This window comes from Xanthobacter autotrophicus (genome assembly GCF_029991245.1).
GTDB classification, from domain to species: domain Bacteria; phylum Pseudomonadota; class Alphaproteobacteria; order Rhizobiales; family Xanthobacteraceae; genus Xanthobacter; species Xanthobacter autotrophicus_C.
This window is the reverse complement of record NZ_JAIVFO010000108.1, coordinates 1-16,036: the sequence shown is the minus strand read 5'-3', so window position 1 is coordinate 16,036 and position 16,036 is coordinate 1. Positions and strand designations below refer to the sequence as shown.

Annotated in this window: 16 protein-coding genes and 1 tRNA gene; 9 read left to right on the top strand and 8 right to left on the bottom strand. The window is 69.8% G+C overall.

Annotated elements, in window-relative coordinates:
- Nucleotides 1-64: 64 nt before the first annotated feature.
- Entirely contained in the window at nucleotides 65-2,026 is a 1,962-nt protein-coding gene (gene pbpC, locus K9U41_RS16660) for a penicillin-binding protein 1C (protein WP_282641996.1), read from the top strand.
- A 213-nt stretch (nucleotides 2,027-2,239) separates the two neighbouring features.
- Here pbpC and K9U41_RS16655 read toward each other — a convergent pair whose 3' ends face one another.
- A complete protein-coding gene (locus tag K9U41_RS16655) occupies nucleotides 2,240-2,446 on the bottom strand; it encodes a hypothetical protein (protein ID WP_282641994.1) in 207 nt (68 codons plus the stop codon).
- A gap of 238 nt (nucleotides 2,447-2,684) precedes the next feature.
- Between K9U41_RS16655 and K9U41_RS16650 the strand changes: the two genes are divergently transcribed.
- Nucleotides 2,685-2,758: transfer RNA gene (locus K9U41_RS16650), tRNA-Gln, on the top strand.
- A 271-nt stretch (nucleotides 2,759-3,029) separates the two neighbouring features.
- Here K9U41_RS16650 and K9U41_RS16645 read toward each other — a convergent pair.
- The 3 genes from K9U41_RS16645 to K9U41_RS16635 all read right to left on the bottom strand — a co-directional run bounded on the left by K9U41_RS16645 (nucleotide 3,030) and on the right by K9U41_RS16635 (nucleotide 5,315).
- On the bottom strand, nucleotides 3,030-3,674 hold the full coding sequence (locus tag K9U41_RS16645; RefSeq protein WP_282641995.1) for a fumarylacetoacetate hydrolase family protein: 645 nt from the start codon (nucleotides 3,672-3,674) through the stop codon (nucleotides 3,030-3,032).
- Nucleotides 3,675-3,822: 148 nt separating this feature from the next.
- Nucleotides 3,823-4,275: a GNAT family acetyltransferase gene (locus K9U41_RS16640; RefSeq protein ID WP_282641993.1), complete on the bottom strand. Its 453-nt coding sequence runs from the start codon at nucleotides 4,273-4,275 to the stop codon at nucleotides 3,823-3,825.
- On the bottom strand, nucleotides 4,272-5,315 hold the full coding sequence (locus K9U41_RS16635; RefSeq protein WP_282641992.1) for an L-threonylcarbamoyladenylate synthase: 1,044 nt from the start codon (nucleotides 5,313-5,315) through the stop codon (nucleotides 4,272-4,274). Before K9U41_RS16635 ends, K9U41_RS16640 begins: the two co-directional genes overlap by 4 nt.
- A 151-nt stretch (nucleotides 5,316-5,466) precedes the next feature.
- Here K9U41_RS16635 and K9U41_RS16630 point away from each other — a divergent pair, with 151 nt between their 5' ends.
- Nucleotides 5,467-7,257: an acyl-CoA dehydrogenase gene (locus K9U41_RS16630; RefSeq protein WP_282641991.1), complete on the top strand. Its 1,791-nt coding sequence runs from the start codon at nucleotides 5,467-5,469 to the stop codon at nucleotides 7,255-7,257.
- A gap of 231 nt (nucleotides 7,258-7,488) precedes the next feature.
- On the opposite strand, the gene K9U41_RS16625 is transcribed toward K9U41_RS16630, so the two are convergent.
- Nucleotides 7,489-8,517: a hypothetical protein gene (locus tag K9U41_RS16625; RefSeq protein WP_282641989.1), complete on the bottom strand. Its 1,029-nt coding sequence runs from the start codon at nucleotides 8,515-8,517 to the stop codon at nucleotides 7,489-7,491.
- 165 nt (nucleotides 8,518-8,682) lie between these two features.
- Here K9U41_RS16625 and K9U41_RS16620 point away from each other — a divergent pair, with 165 nt between their 5' ends.
- The 4 genes from K9U41_RS16620 (at nucleotide 8,683) to K9U41_RS16605 (ending at nucleotide 11,992) form a co-directional block, all read left to right on the top strand.
- On the top strand, nucleotides 8,683-9,669 hold the full coding sequence (locus K9U41_RS16620) for a TIM44-like domain-containing protein (protein ID WP_282641988.1): 987 nt from the start codon (nucleotides 8,683-8,685) through the stop codon (nucleotides 9,667-9,669).
- A gap of 75 nt (nucleotides 9,670-9,744) precedes the next feature.
- Nucleotides 9,745-10,737: an ABC transporter ATP-binding protein gene (locus K9U41_RS16615; protein ID WP_282641986.1), complete on the top strand. Its 993-nt coding sequence runs from the start codon at nucleotides 9,745-9,747 to the stop codon at nucleotides 10,735-10,737.
- Nucleotides 10,734-11,495 carry an ABC transporter permease gene (locus tag K9U41_RS16610; protein WP_282641985.1) on the top strand — a complete coding sequence of 254 codons (762 nt, stop codon included), beginning with the start codon at nucleotides 10,734-10,736 and terminating at the stop codon, nucleotides 11,493-11,495. Before K9U41_RS16615 ends, K9U41_RS16610 begins: the two co-directional genes overlap by 4 nt.
- A gap of 38 nt (nucleotides 11,496-11,533) precedes the next feature.
- On the top strand, nucleotides 11,534-11,992 hold the full coding sequence (locus tag K9U41_RS16605) for a carboxymuconolactone decarboxylase family protein (RefSeq protein ID WP_282641984.1): 459 nt from the start codon (nucleotides 11,534-11,536) through the stop codon (nucleotides 11,990-11,992).
- Nucleotides 11,993-12,148: 156 nt separating this feature from the next.
- On the opposite strand, the gene K9U41_RS16600 is transcribed toward K9U41_RS16605, so the two are convergent.
- Both K9U41_RS16600 and K9U41_RS16595 read right to left on the bottom strand, forming a co-directional pair.
- Nucleotides 12,149-13,627, bottom strand: a complete 1,479-nt coding sequence (locus K9U41_RS16600) for an NAD-dependent succinate-semialdehyde dehydrogenase (RefSeq protein WP_282641983.1) — start codon at nucleotides 13,625-13,627, stop codon at nucleotides 12,149-12,151.
- Between the two features lie 97 nt (nucleotides 13,628-13,724).
- Complete coding sequence (locus K9U41_RS16595; protein ID WP_282641982.1) at nucleotides 13,725-13,946, bottom strand: hypothetical protein; 222 nt, start codon at nucleotides 13,944-13,946, stop codon at nucleotides 13,725-13,727.
- Nucleotides 13,947-14,146: 200 nt separating this feature from the next.
- Between K9U41_RS16595 and K9U41_RS16590 the strand changes: the two genes are divergently transcribed.
- Entirely contained in the window at nucleotides 14,147-14,353 is a 207-nt protein-coding gene (locus tag K9U41_RS16590; protein ID WP_282641981.1) for a hypothetical protein, read from the top strand.
- 12 nt (nucleotides 14,354-14,365) lie between these two features.
- Here K9U41_RS16590 and K9U41_RS16585 read toward each other — a convergent pair whose 3' ends face one another.
- Entirely contained in the window at nucleotides 14,366-15,682 is a 1,317-nt protein-coding gene (locus K9U41_RS16585) for a cobyrinate a,c-diamide synthase (protein WP_282641979.1), read from the bottom strand.
- A gap of 50 nt (nucleotides 15,683-15,732) precedes the next feature.
- Between K9U41_RS16585 and K9U41_RS16580 the strand changes: the two genes are divergently transcribed.
- A partial coding sequence (locus K9U41_RS16580; protein ID WP_282641978.1) for a cobalt-precorrin-5B (C(1))-methyltransferase occupies nucleotides 15,733-16,036 on the top strand: 304 nt, incomplete at its 3' end.

Sequence of the window (16,036 nt, the reverse complement as noted above, 5' to 3'; positions counted from 1 at the left end):
GTCCACCACCTCGGCCGAGACCTTCACCGGCGGTGGCGGCGGGGGCTTTGCCGGCCTCTCCCATGTGCGCGCCAATGCCCCGCCGCCACCGCCGGTGAAGGTCTCGGCCGAGGTGGTGGACCGCGAGGGCCGGCTGCTGCGGCCCTTCGCGCTGCCCGATGGCCGCTGGCGGCTCGCCGTCACGGTGGAGGACGTGGACCCGCGCCTCGTCGCCATGATCCTCGCCTATGAGGATCGCCGGTTCGAGCGGCATAACGGCGTCGATGCGCTGGCCCTGCTGCGGGCGGCGGGGCAGGCGGCGGCATCGCAGCGTGTGGTCTCGGGCGGCTCGACGCTCACCATGCAGGTGGCGCGCCTGACGCTGCCGCCACGCCCGCGCACGCTTTCCGCCAAGCTCGCCCAGATGCGCCGGGCGCTGGAACTGGAGGCACTTCTGTCCAAGCCCGAGATCCTTGGGCTCTACCTGACGCTCGCCCCCTATGGCGGCAATATCGAGGGGGTACGGGCCGCGTCGCTGACCTATTTCGGCAAGGAGCCGCGCCGGCTCACTCTTGGCGAGGCGGCGCTGCTGGTGGCCCTGCCGCAGGCGCCGGAAATGCGCCGGCCGGATCGCTTTGCGGCCCGCGCGCGGGCGGCGCGCGACCGGGTGCTCGACCGGCTTGCGTCCCAGGGCCTGCTTGCGGCCGACGAGGTGAGGGTCGCGAAGGCCGAGCCGGTGCCGATGGCGCGCCGTGCCTTGCCGCAGCTCGCGCCTCACCTCGCCGAGCAGATGGTGGCGGAGCGGCCGGACATCTCGCGCCATCTCTCTACCCTCGATGCGCCGCTGCAGGAGAAGCTGGAGGAACTGGTGCGCGAGCGCACACGGGCGCTGGGCCGCGGGCTCTCGTCGGCCATGGTGGTGATGGACAATGACAGCGCGCAGGTGCGGGCCTATGTGGCCTCGGCGGATTTCCTCGACAGGGAGCGGGCCGGCGCGGTGGACCTTGCCCGCGCAGTGCGTTCGCCGGGGTCCACCCTGAAGCCTTTCATCTATGCCCTCGCCTTCGAGGACGGCATCGCCCATCCCGAAACCATGATCGAGGACCGGCCCGCCCGCTTCGGCGGCTGGCGGCCGGAGAATTTCGACCGCGGCTTCCAGGGCACCCTCTCGGTGCGCAAGGCGCTGCAATTGTCGTTGAACGTGCCGGCGGTCCGCCTGCTGGATGGGGTGGGGCCGCAGCGCCTCGCCACCCGCCTCCAGCAGGCCGGGGCGCGGCTGGAGCTGCCGCCGGGGGCGGCGCCGGCCCTGCCCATGGGGCTCGGCGGCGTGGGCATCCGCCTGGTGGACCTCATCATGCTCTACGGCGCGCTGGCGCGGGGCGGCGAGGCGCATCCGCTGGTGTTCCGTCGCGACGGCGGCGCGGTGGCCGTGCCACGCCGGTCCCGGCTCGTGGATCCGGCGGCCGCCTGGTACGTGGGCCAGTGCCTTCTGGGCACGCCGGCGCCGGAGAATGCGCTCACCGGCCGCATCGCCTTCAAGACCGGCACCTCCTACGGCTATCGCGACAGCTGGGCCATGGGCTTCGACGGGCGCCGCACCGTGGGTGTCTGGGTGGGCCGGCCGGACGGGCAGGCGGTGCCCGACCTCACCGGCCGCGCCGCGGCGGCGCCCCTGCTGTTCGATGCCTTCGCCCGCATCGTCCGCACCCCGGCGGGGCTCGGCCCGGCACCGCGCGGCGCGGTGATGGCGGCGAACGCCCGCCTTCCCGTGCCGCAGCGCCATTTCGGCCGCACCCGGCAGGAGCAGCCCTTGCAGGTGGTCTATCCGCCGGAGGGCGCGCGGGTCTCGGGCGCGGAGGCGGAGACGCTTGCGCTCAAGGTGGATGGTGGCACTTTCCCGCTCACCCTGCTCATGGACGGCCGCCCGGTGGCGCGGGTGGAGGACCGGCGCACCCTGTTCTGGACGCCGCAGGGGCGGGGCTTCGCCCGCCTCACCGTGATCGACGCGGACGGGCTTTCCGACAGCGTGACGGTGCGGGTCGAATAGGGCGATCAGACCAATGGCCATGAGCTTGTCTCATGGCCATTGGTCAAGCCCGCGCGGCGCTTGAGCGTAACCCATCTTCGAAGACCGAAGCCGATGGTATCAGCCCAAAAGAAAGTCCCGCGCCACCTTGCGGTGGGCGGGACAGGCACTGGGAGGAAACGCGGGAGATGTCACGCTCCGGGCAGACGAGCCCGGAAACCGGAAGCGAAAAACTCAGAAGCCGCGCACGACCAGCTGGGCGATCTCGTCGCGGCTGCAGCCGAGCTTGGCCAGCTCGCTGTTGGGCATGCGGCGGAGCTGTTCGTAGCGAGTCGCCATCCGGCGGGCTTCGAGGATGGCCGACACCACCTTGGAAACAGTGGCGCCCATGCGCCCGAACAGCCCGAATTCGCGGGAAGGAGTTGCAGTGATCGTGGCCATTTTCGCCTCCGCTTGGAGATCGGCTCCAAATTCAATGTCCGCACCATAAGCCAGGAGCGTGCACTGCAATAGAGCGGATTGTGCATGGCACCAATGCGGATACCGTATACCACTGCGGATCGCGGGCTGTGGATGATGCGAAAGCCTATTGAACCGGGGCGGAGAATTGCGTATAGACCCCACCTGCCTTTCGGGGCACGCATCCTCGGCCGCTTCGGCGACCTTCAGAGGACAGCGTTGGGGGATAGTTCAACGGTAGAACCGCGGACTCTGACTCCGTTAATCTAGGTTCGAATCCTAGTCCCCCAGCCACTTCCATTCCCAACGGATTGCCCACGATCCGCGCCATCGGGAACGGTCGTCAATCTACATCGCGTCTTGCAGCTTTATCGCGTTTGGCAGCTTTCGTTCCGGACAAGACCGGCCGGATTGCAGCTTCAGCGCGCCGGGCATTCGGTGATCCACAAGGCCAGCGGATCCACAAGGCCTGCGGCCCAGGAGCCTGACCCAAGAGCCTGACCCAAGGCGCGCCGCGCGGGAGCTGAACCCGCGCGGCATTGTTCAAGGCAAGGGGCCGGTGGGTTCAGACGACGGTGAGGCGGATTTCACCCACGCCCTCGACGCCGCCTTCCAGCACGTCGCCATTCGAGAGCGGGCCGACGCCCGCCGGGGTGCCGGCGAAGATGAGGTCGCCGGGGGCGAGCCTGAACAGGGTGGAGAGGGTGGCGATCATCTCCGGCACCTTCCAGATCATCTGGTTGAGGTTGCCGTCCTGCTTCACCGCCCCGTTGATCTTCAGGAAGATGCGCCCCGCGTCGGGATGGCCGATGGTGGTCGCCGGCACCAGGGCCGAGCAGGGCGCCGCCTCCTCGAACGCCTTGCCCACTTCCCATGGCCGGCCGAGCTTCTTGGCCTCGCCCTGCAGGTCGCGGCGGGTGAGGTCGAGGCCCACCGCATAGCCGAACACGCAGTCCAGGGCACGCTCCAGCGGAATGTCCTCGCCGCCGGCCTTCAGCGCCACCACCAGTTCCACCTCGTGGTGCACGTCCTGCGACATCTTCGGATAGGCGATGGTCGCGCCGTGGGGCACCAGCGTGTCGGGATTCTTCTGGAAGAAGAAGGGCGGCTCCTTGCTGGGATCGTGGCCCATCTCCACCGCATGGTCGGCGAAGTTGCGACCCACGCAATAGATGCGGTGGACCGGGAAGTGGTCGTCGCTGCCCACGATGGGAAGGGCGTCCGAGGGGGTCTTGGCGGTCGAATTGTACCTTTGGCCATCCCTGCATCCAGGGCCTCCGGATGACGCCTGCGCCTTCCGGGGCCTTGAGAGCTGGTTGCGTCGGCCAGGCGGAGCGGCCTGAGGTGGCGACCCGCGTCTATTTCCCGTCGAGGCGGCGGGAGAAGACGACGCGCGGTTCTTCCAGATAGCCCACGGCGGCATAGAAGCCGCGCACGGCCGCGTTGTCCGGGCGCACCAGCAGCATGAGCTTGGGCACGGCGCGGGCGCGCAGCCAGTCCTCGGCGGCGGTGAGCAGGGCGCGGCCGAGGCCCTTGCCCTGAAGATCGGGCTCCACCGCGAGGTAGTAGATCCAGCCGCGATGGCCGTCGTGGCCCACCATCACCGAGCCCGCGAGCGTGCCGTCCCGCCGCGCCACCAGGATGGTGGAATGGGGGCCGCGCCGGGCAAGCGCGATATCGGCGAAGGGGTCGTTCCACGGGCGCGTCAGGCCGGCGCGCTCCCACAGGGCGGCAAGCGCCGGCGTGTCGGTGTCCTGCGCATGGCTGAAGGCAAAGCCCTCAACGGCGGTGGTGGCGAGCGTCTCGGTCATGCGGGGATCTCGCTTGTGGAAGGGCCTCGGGATGGGCGGGGCGCGGCGGCGCGCGCGAGGCGGTCGTAGATGGCTTCGCCCAGGCCGGTGCGAGGCAGCGCCACCACGGCGATGGCGGTTGCGCCGGAGGCGTCCAGCGCCCGTAGCGCGCCATAGAGCCGGGCGGCAGCTTCGGTGAGGTCGCCGGAGTGGCTGAGGTCGAGCACGCTCCCGGCGGCCGGCGTGCCGTCCGGCGCCGCGCCGGCGAAGGTGAGCAGGGCTTCGCCCGGGGCGACATGGGTGGCGTCGAGGCGCAGCACGGCGCGCGGGGCGTAGTGGGACGCGAGGCGGCCGGGCGCCAGCGGGCGGGCGTCATCGGTCGCATCGGGCCGCGCGATGGCGTGGCCGAGGGCGGCCTCGATCTCCTCCCGCGCGAGGCCGCCGGGACGCAGCAGCACCGGTACTTCGCCAGTCACGTCGAGAATGGTGGATTCGACCCCCACCGGCGTCGGACCGCCGTCCAGCACCGCGTCGATGCGGCCTTCGAGGTCGTCCATCACATGGGCGGCGGTGGTGGGGGAGACATGGCCGGAGCGGTTGGCGCTGGGCGCCACCACCGCGCCGCCGAAGGCGCCGATCAGCGCGGCGGCATCGCCATGGGCGGGCACGCGCAGGGCCACCGTGTCGAGCCCCGCCCGCGCCAGGTCGCAGACGCCGTCGCCGCCGGCATAAGGTACCACCAGCGTGAGCGGCCCCGGCCAGAAACGCTCCGCAAGGATGTTCGCCGCCCGGTTGAAACTGCCGAGCCGGCGGGCGGAGGCCGCGTCCTGCGTGTGGGAGATCAGCGGGTTGAAGGCCGGGCGCCCCTTGGCCGCATAGAGGGCGGCCACGGCCTGAGGGTTCGAGGCATCGGCGCCGAGGCCGTAGACCGTCTCGGTGGGAAAGGCCACGAGGCCGCCGGAGGCCAGGAGCCGTGCCGCCTCGGCGACCGCGCCGGGGGCGGCGGCCGGCAGGAGGCGCGTCGGGCGTAGGCGTGTCTGGGGCGGAGCGGGAGAAACCATGATGCCTTCAATCCGCGCGTGTCCGACCAAAGGGCCACAATACGCCTCTTGACGAAGCCGGCCGGCGCCGCGATGTGGGAAGCCGAACGTCGCGTGCTTAGAGCGCGCCCCGCGGGGCCGGTCAAGCGCATGCCGCACACGGGAGGGTCACATGAGCTATCGCGCGCCGGTGGAAGAGGTCGCCTTTTTTCTCAAGACCTGCACGGCCCTTCCCCTGCTGATGGAGCAGGGCCTCGTGGACCTCTCCTTCGACGTGGTGGACCCGGTGCTGGAAGAGGCCGGCAAGTTTGCGGCCTCGGTCATCGCACCCCTCGACACGGTGGCCGACAAGCAGGGCTGCACCCTCAAGGACGGCGCCGTGACCACCCCCGAAGGCTGGCGCGCCGCCTATGAGGCCTGGGCCAGCGCCGGCTGGAGTTCGGTGGCGGCACAAGAGGCGTTCGGCGGCCAGGACCTGCCCACCTCGGTGACCTCGGCGCTCACGGAGTTCTGGAATTCCGCCTCGCCCGCCTTCGGCATCGGCGGCGTGCTCACCATGGGCGCCATCGAGGCGCTCACCGCCCATGGCGCCCCCGAACTCCAGCAGACCTTCCTGCCCAAAATGGTGGCGGGCACCTGGACCGGCACCATGAACCTCACCGAGTCGCAGGCGGGCTCGGACCTCGCGGTCCTGCGCGCCAAGGCGGTGAAGCAGGCGGACGGCACCTACCGCATCTTCGGCACCAAGATCTTCATCTCCTACGGCGAGCACGACATTGCCGAGAACATCGTGCATCTCGTGCTTGCCCGCCTGCCGGATGCGCCGGCCGGCACCCGCGGCATCTCGCTCTTCGTGGTGCCGAAGGTGCTCGTGAATGAGGATGGCAGCCTCGGCGCGCGCAACGACGTGGTCTGCGCCGGCATCGAGCACAAGCTCGGCCTGCACGGTTCGCCCACCTGCACCATGGTGTTCGGCGAAAAGGGCGAGGGGGCCATCGGCTATCTGGTGGGCGAGGAAAACCGCGGCCTCGCCTGCATGTTCACCATGATGAACAACGCCCGCCTCGCCGTGGGCATCCAGGGCGTGGCGGTGGCCGAGCGCGCCACCCAGCGCGCCTTCGCCTATGCCAAGGAGCGCCGGCAGGGCAAGGCGCCGGGCTTCGAGGGCTCGGCCCCCATCATCGCCCATCCGGACGTGAAGCGGATGCTGCTCACCATGCGCGCCGAGACCGACGCCGCCCGCGCCATCTGCCTGAAGACCGCCGACGCCCTCGACCGCGCCCATCGCCTGCCCGACCCCTCCGCTCGCGCCGCGGCGCTGGCCGAGGCGAGCCTTTTGACCCCGGTGGCCAAGGCCTTCTCCACCGACATCGGCATCGAGGTGGCCTCCACCGGCGTGCAGGTGCACGGCGGCATGGGCTATGTGGAGGAAACGGGCGCTGCCCAGCACCTGCGCGACGCCCGCATCTTCGCGATCTATGAGGGCACCAACGGCATCCAGGCCATCGACCTCGTCACCCGCAAGCTGCCGCAAGAGGGCGGCGACGTGGTGAACGCCGTGCTCGCCGATTATCGCGACATCGCCGCCGAGGTGGCCGCGCTGAATTCTCCGGATTTCGGCCATACGGGGGTGCGGCTCGCCGAGACCGTGGATGCGCTGGCCCGCGCCACCCGCAAGATGCTGGACTGGCTGCCGAGCGACCAGGCCAAGGCGCTGGCCGGGGCAACGCCGTTCCTGCGCCTGTTCGCCCGCGCTGCCGGCGGGGCCTATCTCGCCAAGGCGGCGCTCGCCGCCTATGCGGAACGGGCAGCGGGCGGCACCGACCCGCGCCTTGCCGCGCGCATCGCCCTTGCCCGCTTCTTCACCGAGAACCTCGCCACCGAGGCGAGGGGGCTGGAAGAATCCGTCACCAGCGGTGCCAATGGCGTGCTGGAGGCGGAGGCGGTGCTCGCCGTCGCCTGACGCGGCTGAGAGCGTTTTCGAGCGAGGTACCGGCTCGCGTGAAGACAACGCGTTAAAGCGAGAGTCCAGAGCGTTTTCGAGCGAAGTGGGTACCGGTTCGCGTGAAGACAACGCGTTAAAGCGAGAGTCCAGAGCGTTTTCGAGCGAAGTGGGTGCCGGTTCGCGTGAAGAAAACGCGTCAACACAAGGTTCTAGAGCGATTTCCGTGAGCCAAGGCGGGCGGAAAACGCTCTAGCGGCTGGCGAAGCCGTCGAAGATGTAGTCCGGCGCACTGGTGTTGTGGCGGGATGGAACCAGCCGGCCCGCCCACAGCATGGCAACGTTGCCGGCATCGGTGAAGCTCAAGACGGGGGCCTCGCCGATGGTGGCGGGCGTTCCGGTTTTGGGCAGGGTGCGCCAGGAGACGCGGGCCACGTCGGCATTGCCCTCGGTCACATACATGGAGCGCAGGGCGGCGAAGGTGCGCGGGGCCGTGCCGTCGAACTCCGCTTCCAGGGTCAGCGCATCGCGATCCACCCCGGCCACCTTCAGCCGCGCCTTGCCGCCATCGGCAAACGACAGGGTGAAGGTGCGCGTCTGCGGCGCGAAGCCGATTTCCTTCAGGCGCACCAGCGGGCGCTCGGTCTGCTCCACCGGACCCAGCAGGAAGGACGAGCCGTAGGCGGTGCTGGACAGGTGCGCCGGCGACAGCGGCCGCGCCCGCCAGTAGCCATCCGGCGGATAGACCACCAGCACCTCTTCGGGCTGCTGGTTTTCGCCGCGCACCCACAGCTGCACCATGTGGAGGCCGTGCGTCACTTCGGTGCCCACCCGGAACGGGACCGTTGCGGCACGCCAGAACGAGGGGAAGATGAAGCCGGTGAGCCACAGGTCCGGCGTCTCGTAGATGGTGATGCGCTTCGGCGCCGTGGCGGTGGCGGCGGGCGCTGCGGCCGGCACCGCCGGGTCGCCGGAGAAGTCGCAGGTGTCGAAATCCGGCTCGGTCCGGTCGACGCGCATCATGCCCGCATAGGCCGGGTGGCGGGCGACGATGCGGAACCGGCTCACCGTGTCGGAGGCAAAGGTGAGGGTGACGTTGTCGGTCTCGGCGCAGGTGGCGGCCACGCTCTCGTTGCGCACGGTGACGCCCACCGGCTCGGCCCGCGCGGCGGCCGGCGCGGCCAGAAGGGCGCAGCAGGCGAGAAGGCGCAGGATCGGTTTTGTGAACGCAGGCCCTGCAAAGGCGTTTCTGGACAAGGCACGCACGGCAAGGACGGGCATGGGGGCTCCGGGAAACGTCGGTGCGTCAGGCGGGGCGACCTTATCAGCGCGCGGCGCGGTGGCAAACGCGGTGACGAAGCCCTCGCAATCGGCGCCGGCCTTTCCTATATGATGGGCCATGTGACGTTGCGGCATTTGCCCGGCGTCGGGGAGGCTGTGATTGGAATGTCCATGTTTCGCAAGCGGACGGTTCTGGCGGCGCTGGCCGTCGCGGGCGCGCTGACCCTCGTGGCCGCGAACCATGCGGATGCGCGCCAAGGCGGCTCCTTCGGCAGCCGGGGAACCCGGACCTACCAGACCCCGGCGGCCACTCCCACGGCGCCGGGCACGGTGGCGCCGGTGCAGCGCTCCACCACTTCGCCGCAGACGGCACCGTCCAGCGCGGCCCGCCCGCAGGCCGCCGCGCCGCGCCAGTCCATGTTCGGCAACGGCTTCGCCGGCTCGCTCATGCGTGGCCTGCTCATCGGCGGTCTCATCGGCATGCTGATGGGGCAGGGGCTCGGCGGGCTTGCTGGTATCCTGGGGCTGCTGCTTCAGGTGGGCCTTGTCGTCGGCGTCGTCATGCTGGTCATGCGCCTGCTGCGCCGCTCCCAGCCGGTTCCCGCCGGTATGGGTGCGGGTTCTGGTGCAGGCTCCGGCGGGCCGCGTCCCGCGGCTCCCGGCGACTGGCGCGCCGCCAGCGCACCGCCGTCCGGCACCGGGCGGACGCCCGGCGTGCAGGATGAGATCGGCCTCGCCGCCGGCGATTTCGATGCGTTCGAGCGCCTCCTCGGCATCATCCAGGGCGCGGTGAGCCGCGAGGACCAGGCGGAGCTGCGGGCCAATACAACCCCGGAAATGTTCGGCTATCTCGCCGACGAGCTGCGGGAGAATGTCGAGCGCGGGGTGCGCAACGACGTCTCCGACGTGAAGCTGCTCCAGGGCGACCTGGCCGAGGCGTGGCGGGAAGGCAACCGCGAGTACGCCACCGTTGCCATGCGCTATGCCAGCCGCGACGTGATGCTCGACCGCGCGAGCGGCCGGGTGGTCTCCGGCGATGCCGCAGGCGTGGGCGAAAGAACGGAGGTGTGGACCTTCGTGCGCGACCGCATGGCCGGGCCGACCGGCGGGCAGGCCGGCGCCTGGCGCCTCAGCGCCATCCAGGGCGCCTGAGCCGCCTGCGCATATGCGTGAGGGTCAGGCGGCGGGGCTTCCCGCCGCCGCCGTGACGTGGTCTAAAGCGCCCCCATGAGCGCCCCTGCGACCCGCGACTCCTTCAAGAGCGACTCCTCCGGGAGCCCCTCCACCAGCGTCATCACCGTCTCCGGCCTCGGCAAGACCTATGCGACGGGCCACGTGGCCCTGAAGGATGTCAGCCTCGACATCCGGCGCGGCGAGATCTTCGCCCTGCTCGGGCCCAACGGCGCGGGCAAGACCACCCTCATCTCCATCATCTGCGGCCTGGTGAACGCCACCGCCGGCAAGGTGGAGGTTGCAGGATACGACATCGTGGCGGACTACCGCGCGGCGCGCTCCCGCATCGGCCTGGTGCCGCAGGAGCTGACCACCGATTCGTTCGAGAGCGTCTGGGCCACGGTGAGCTTCTCCCGGGGCCTGTTCGGCCGCAAGGCGAACCCCGCCCATATCGAGAAGGTGCTGCGCAGCCTGTCCCTCTGGGACAAGAAGGACGCGCGCATCATGACGCTCTCGGGCGGCATGAAGCGGCGCGTCCTCATCGCCAAGGCCCTGTCCCACGAGCCGGAAGTGCTGTTCCTCGACGAGCCCTCCGCCGGCGTGGACGTGGAACTGCGCCGCGACATGTGGCGCCTGGTGCGCGAACTGCGCGACGAGGGCGTCACCATCATCCTGACCACCCACTATCTGGAGGAGGCCGAGGAGATGGCCGACCGGGTGGGGGTGATCGCCAAGGGCGAACTGATCCTGGTGGAGGAGAAGGCGACGCTCATGCGCAAGCTGGGCAAGAAGCAGCTCACCGTCGAGCTGACCGTGCCGCTTTCCGCCCTGCCGCAGGCGCTGGCGGACTTCGGCCTCGCCTTGTCGGGCGACGGCACCCGCCTCACCTACACCTATGCGACCAACCGCGAGGGGGACGACGACGGCCTCTCCATCGCCGGCCTGCTGGCCGCACTGTCGTCCGAGGGCATCGCCTTCAAGGATCTCCACACGGAGCAAAGCTCCCTCGAAGACATCTTCGTGAGCCTGGTGAGGCGCGCCCCGTGAACCTGCAAGCCATCCGCGCCATCTACGGCTTCGAGATGAACCGCACCCGGCGCACCCTGGGCCAGAGCGTGGTCTCGCCGGTTTTGTCCACCTCGCTCTATTTCGTGGTGTTCGGCTCGGCCATCGGCCCGCGCATGGCTGAAGTTGGGGGCGTCCCCTACGGCGCCTTCATCGTGCCGGGACTGATGATGCTGACCCTGCTCACCCAGTCCATCAGCAACGCGGCGTTTGCCATCTACTTCCCGCGCTTCACCGGCACCATCTACGAGCTGTTGTCGGCACCGGTCTCGCCGTTCGAGATCGTGGCGGGCTATGTGGGGGCGGCGGCCACCAAGTCCACGGTGCTGGGGATCATCATCCTCGCCACCGCCTCGCTGTTCGTGCCGCTGGAGATCCGCCATCCGTTCTGGGTGCTGGGCTTCCTGGTGCTCACGGCGGTCACCTTTTCCCTGTTCGGCTTCATCATCGGCATCTGGGCCGACGGGTTCGAGCGGCTGCAACTCATCCCCATGCTGGTGATCACGCCGCTGACCTTCCTCGGCGGCACCTTCTATTCGCTGGACATGCTGCCCCCGGTGTGGCGGACGGTGACCCTGTTCAACCCCGTGGTCTATCTGGTGTCCGGCTTCCGCTGGAGCTTCTTCGGCCATTCGGATGTGCGGGTGGAGGTGAGCTTCGCCATGACGCTGGCCTTCCTCGCCGTGTGCCTCTTCACCGTGCGCTGGATGTTCCGCACCGGTTACCGGCTGAAAAGCTGAGGCGCAGCCCGGACCCGTCGCCCCGAAAGGACCCGTTCATGGCCGACCCCTTGTCCCGCCCCACCTACAAGGCCTTCACCGAGCGGGCCCCGGATGTCTATGCGGGCCTGTCCGCCCTCACCAAGGCGGTGGACGCCTCCGGCCTCGACAAGGGGTTGACGGAACTGGTGAAGCTGCGCGCCTCCCAGATCAACGGCTGCGCCTTCTGCCTGAAGTTCCACCTGGGCGTGGCGCGCAAGGCCGGCGTGCCGCAGGACAAGCTGGACCTGCTCGCGGCCTGGCGGGATGCGCCGGCGTTCTCGGCGCGGGAGCGGGCGGCGTTGGCCTATGCGGAAGCGCTGACGCAGCTTGAGGCGGAAGCTGCTTCCGACGCGGCATGGGCGGCGTTGCTGCAGGAGTTCTCGGAGGATGAGGCGGTCTTCCTCACGGTGACCATCGCCTCCATCAACGCCTGGAACCGCATCGGCATCGCCCTGCGCTTCGCGCCGCCGGCCTGATGTGGAAGACCCGGGCGGCGAACCGCCCGGGTCTTGGCGGGCTCAGAGCGCGATCCGAGCAAATTGAAGCAATTTGCTCGGTGAATCGCCCTCTGAACTTAAGGAAAGAGACCGCGTTATCCGATCCGGTTGCGATGCAATCTGGTCGGCGCGGCCTCACAGCCCGCCGACGCACATGTACTTGATGTTCAGATAGTCGTCGCAGCCGTACTTGGAGCCTTCGCGGCCCATGCCGCTCTCCTTTACGCCGCCGAACGGGGCCACCTCGGTGGTGATGACGCCGGCATTGATGCCCACCTGGCCGTATTCCAGCCGTTCCGCCACCCGGAAGGCGCGGCCGAGGTCCTTGGTGAAGAAGTAGCAGGCAAGGCCGTATTCCGTCGCATTGGCGTAGGAGACGGCTTGCTCCTCGGTCTCGAACTTGAACAGCGGCGCCAGCGGGCCGAAGATCTCGTCGCGGGCGAAGGCCATGTCCTGGGTGGCATCGGCGAGAACGGTGGGCTCGAAGAAGGTGCCGCCGAGGGCCGGCTGCTTGCCGCCGGTGAGCACGGTGGCGCCCTTGTCCAGGGCGTCCTTCAGCAGGCGCTCCACCTTGGCCAGCGCGCGCTCGTCGATGAGCGGGCCGGCCACCACGCCCTCGTCCAGGCCATTGCCCACCTTCAGCTTCTTGGCGGCTTCGGCGAATTTCGCGGCGAAGGCGTCATAGATGCCCGCCTGCACATAGAAGCGGTTGGCACACACGCAGGTCTGGCCGACGTTGCGATACTTGGAGGCGATGGCCTGCTCCACCGCGAGGTCGAGGTCGGCATCGTCGAACACCAGGAACGGCGCGTTGCCGCCCAGCTCCATGGAGATCTTCTTCATGGTGTCGGCGGACTGCTTCATCAGCAGCTTGCCCACGGGGGTGGAGCCGGTGAAGGTCACCTTCTTCACCAGCGGGTTGGAGGTCATCTCGCCGCCGATGGCGGGAGCCTCGCCCACCACGATGTTGACCACGCCCGCCGGGATGCCGGCCATCTCGGCCAGCACGCCCCAGGCCAGGCCCGAATAGGGGGTCAGCTCGGAAGGCTTGGCCACCACGGTGCAGCCGGCCGCCAGCGCCGCGCCGATCTTGCGCGACAGCATGGAGGACGGGAAGTTCCACGGCGTCACCGCCGCCACCACGCCCACCGGCTCCTTGGTGACGAGGATGCGGCGATTGCCCCACGGCGAGGGGATCACGTCGCCGTAGAGGCGCCGGGCCTCTTCCGCGAACCAGCGCACATAGCCGGCGGAGGCGCCGATCTCGCCCTTGGCTTCGGCCAGCGGCTTGCCCTGCTCGGTGGTGAGGATGGCGGCCAGTTCGTCCGCATTCTGGGTGATGAGGTCGGCCAGCTTGTGCAGCTTCACCGCGCGCTCGGCGGCGGTGGTGGCGCGCCAGGTCTTGAAGGCTTCGGAGGCGGCCTCGATGGCGCGGCGGGTCTCGGCGGCGCCGGCCTTCGGGATGGTACCGATGATCTCGCCGGTGGCCGGATTATGGACCTCGATGGTGGCGCCCGAATCCGCATTCACCCAGGCGCCGCCGATCAGCATCTTGTCGCGCAGCAGCGTGAAATGCGCGGTTCCGGAACGGGAGATGGGCTGGGGTGCTGCCATGGGAAGGCTCCTGAGGGCATGAAGGGCCGGGGCGATCAAACGCCGGCGTTAGATATACGATATAGGACGGCACGGCCAGCGTGACGGAGGCGACGCCTCAGCGCACGCAGGTGATGGAGTGGAAGGGAACCACCTGTTCCTTCTGCCCCGCCCCGGCGGCCACCTGGCACCTGAGATAGTCGCGGCCCACGCTCAGGGGCGCGAAGCCGGTGAGGGTGGTTCCACCCACCACCTGGATGATGAGGGCCTGCCCATCCTTCTGGCTGACGATGTCGAGGATGGCAGCACGGAAGTCGTCTTCCTTGAACTGACACTGCATGACGTCCCTCCCGGGGATCGGCGGCGCGTCCTTCCGGCGCCCGGCGGCGCGCCTGCGGACGAGACTATAACCCGCAAGTGCCGGTCCTCGTCATGCAGTGAATGCATGCGACGCCACCGGCCCATTCACAGTTGATCGGTGTCAAAAGCGGACCCAACGGAAGGGCGTATCAAGGAGCGTCTGCCGCGGGAGCCCCCACCATGCTCAAGATTGCAATCCTCGTCTGGCTCGTGCTCGCCACCACCTTTGCCGGCGCGGCCATCATGTTCGTGCTGGCCATGCCGTCCTTGGCGGGTCAGGGCATGCAACTCATCCCCATCGCCGCTGCCATCGGCGCGGTCGTCGCCATTCCCGCCGCCTTCGTGGTGGCCAAGCGTATCCTCGCCGTCACCACCAGGCAGGTGTGAGCGACACGCGCGTCAGCCCCTTGCGATCGCGTGAAAGAAGCTGCCCGTCACGGTGCCGCGCCGGCTTCCGGCGGCGCCCAGCGGGCGGCCTTCGGCATCGGACAGTTCGGCGAGGGGATCGTCCCCGCCGCGGGTGGCCACGGTCGCGTAGTGGAACTCGTGGCCGCGCACCGTCTCCCCCGTCGCCCCGAGCGGCGAGGGAGCCATGAGGCGCGCCGCCCGATAGCCGAGATTCATCTTGCGGCGGGCAAAGCTGGTCTCAAGCGCCAGCAGGCCGAGCATGGCGTGGGTGATCCCGTCCGCGTCGGTGAGCGCCTGGCCGAGAGCCATGTAGCCGCCGCACTCCCCATGCACGGGCTTGGTCTTGGCAAAGCGGCGCATGCCTTCGAGGAACCGGCCCGCCGCCGCCAGCCGGCCGGCATGAAGCTCCGGATAGCCGCCGGGCAGCCAGCACACGTCGCAGGACGGGTCCGGGACTTGGTCTGCGAGGGGTGAGAAGGGCAGGATCTCCGCCCCCAGCGCCCGCCAGCCCGCCAGCATGTGGGCGTACATGAAGCTGAAGGCGGCATCCTGCGCCAGCGCGATCCGCTGGCCCGGCGGCGGGATCAGCGCGTCGGTTTCCCCCACCGCAAGGTCGAGAGGTCCGGCGGCGGCGCGGATGCCGTCGAGGTCGAGGTGGCGCTCGCCCAGATCCGCCAGGGCTTTGAGCCGGGCCGCGAGGTCGTCGGTCTCGCCCGCCTGCACCAGGCCGAGATGGCGCTCCGGCAGCACGATGGTCGCCTCGCGCGGCACGGTGCCGAGGATGGGCACGCCCAGCGGGGCGATGGCCTCGCGGATCATGCGCGTATGCCGCTCGCTGCCGAGCTTGTTCAGCACCACGCCGGCGATGCGCACCCGCGGATCATGGGTGAGGAAGCCGCGCAGCACCGCCGCCGCCGTCTGGGATTGCCCCGACACGTCCAGCACCAGCAGCACCGGCAGGCCGAGGCGCGCCGCGATGTCGGCCCCCGCCCCGGTGCGGCCAGCTTCGGTCGCCACCCCGTCGAACAGGCCCATGGCGCCTTCCGCCACCAGCAGCTCGGCACCGTCCGCCGCCGTCCGCGCGAGGTGATCGACGAGGGCCGGCGGCATGGCCCAGCTGTCGAGATTGAGCCCCGGCCGGCCGGTGGCGGCGGCATGGAAGGCCGGGTCGATATAATCCGGCCCCGATTTCGCCGCCCGCACGGCGACGCCCCGCCGCGCCAGCGCCGCGAGCAGGGCGAGGGTGATCGTCGTCTTGCCCGATCCGGAGCGCGGGGCGGCGATGAGGAGGCCGCGGGGTGCGTTCAACGCCCGGTCCCCCCTTCCGCAGTCGGCTTGGCCTCTCTATCAAGGCGGTCATGAGCGACGTGCCGAGCGACCCTCCCGAGGGCGCCCCCACCGACCGGCCGCTGAAGCGCGGCTGGACCACGGGCACCTGCGCCGCCGGAGCGGCCAAGGCCGCCTTCGCGGCCCTCGTCACCGGCACGTTTCCTGATCCCGTGGAAGTGGAACTGCCCAACGGCGCCCGCCCGGCCTTCGCCCTCGCCGTTCATGCCCTTGGGTCCGGCAGCGCCATGGCGGGCATCGTCAAGGATGCGGGCGACGATCCCGACGTGACCCACGGCGCCCTGGTGCGGGCCACGGTCCGGCACGGGGTGGCGG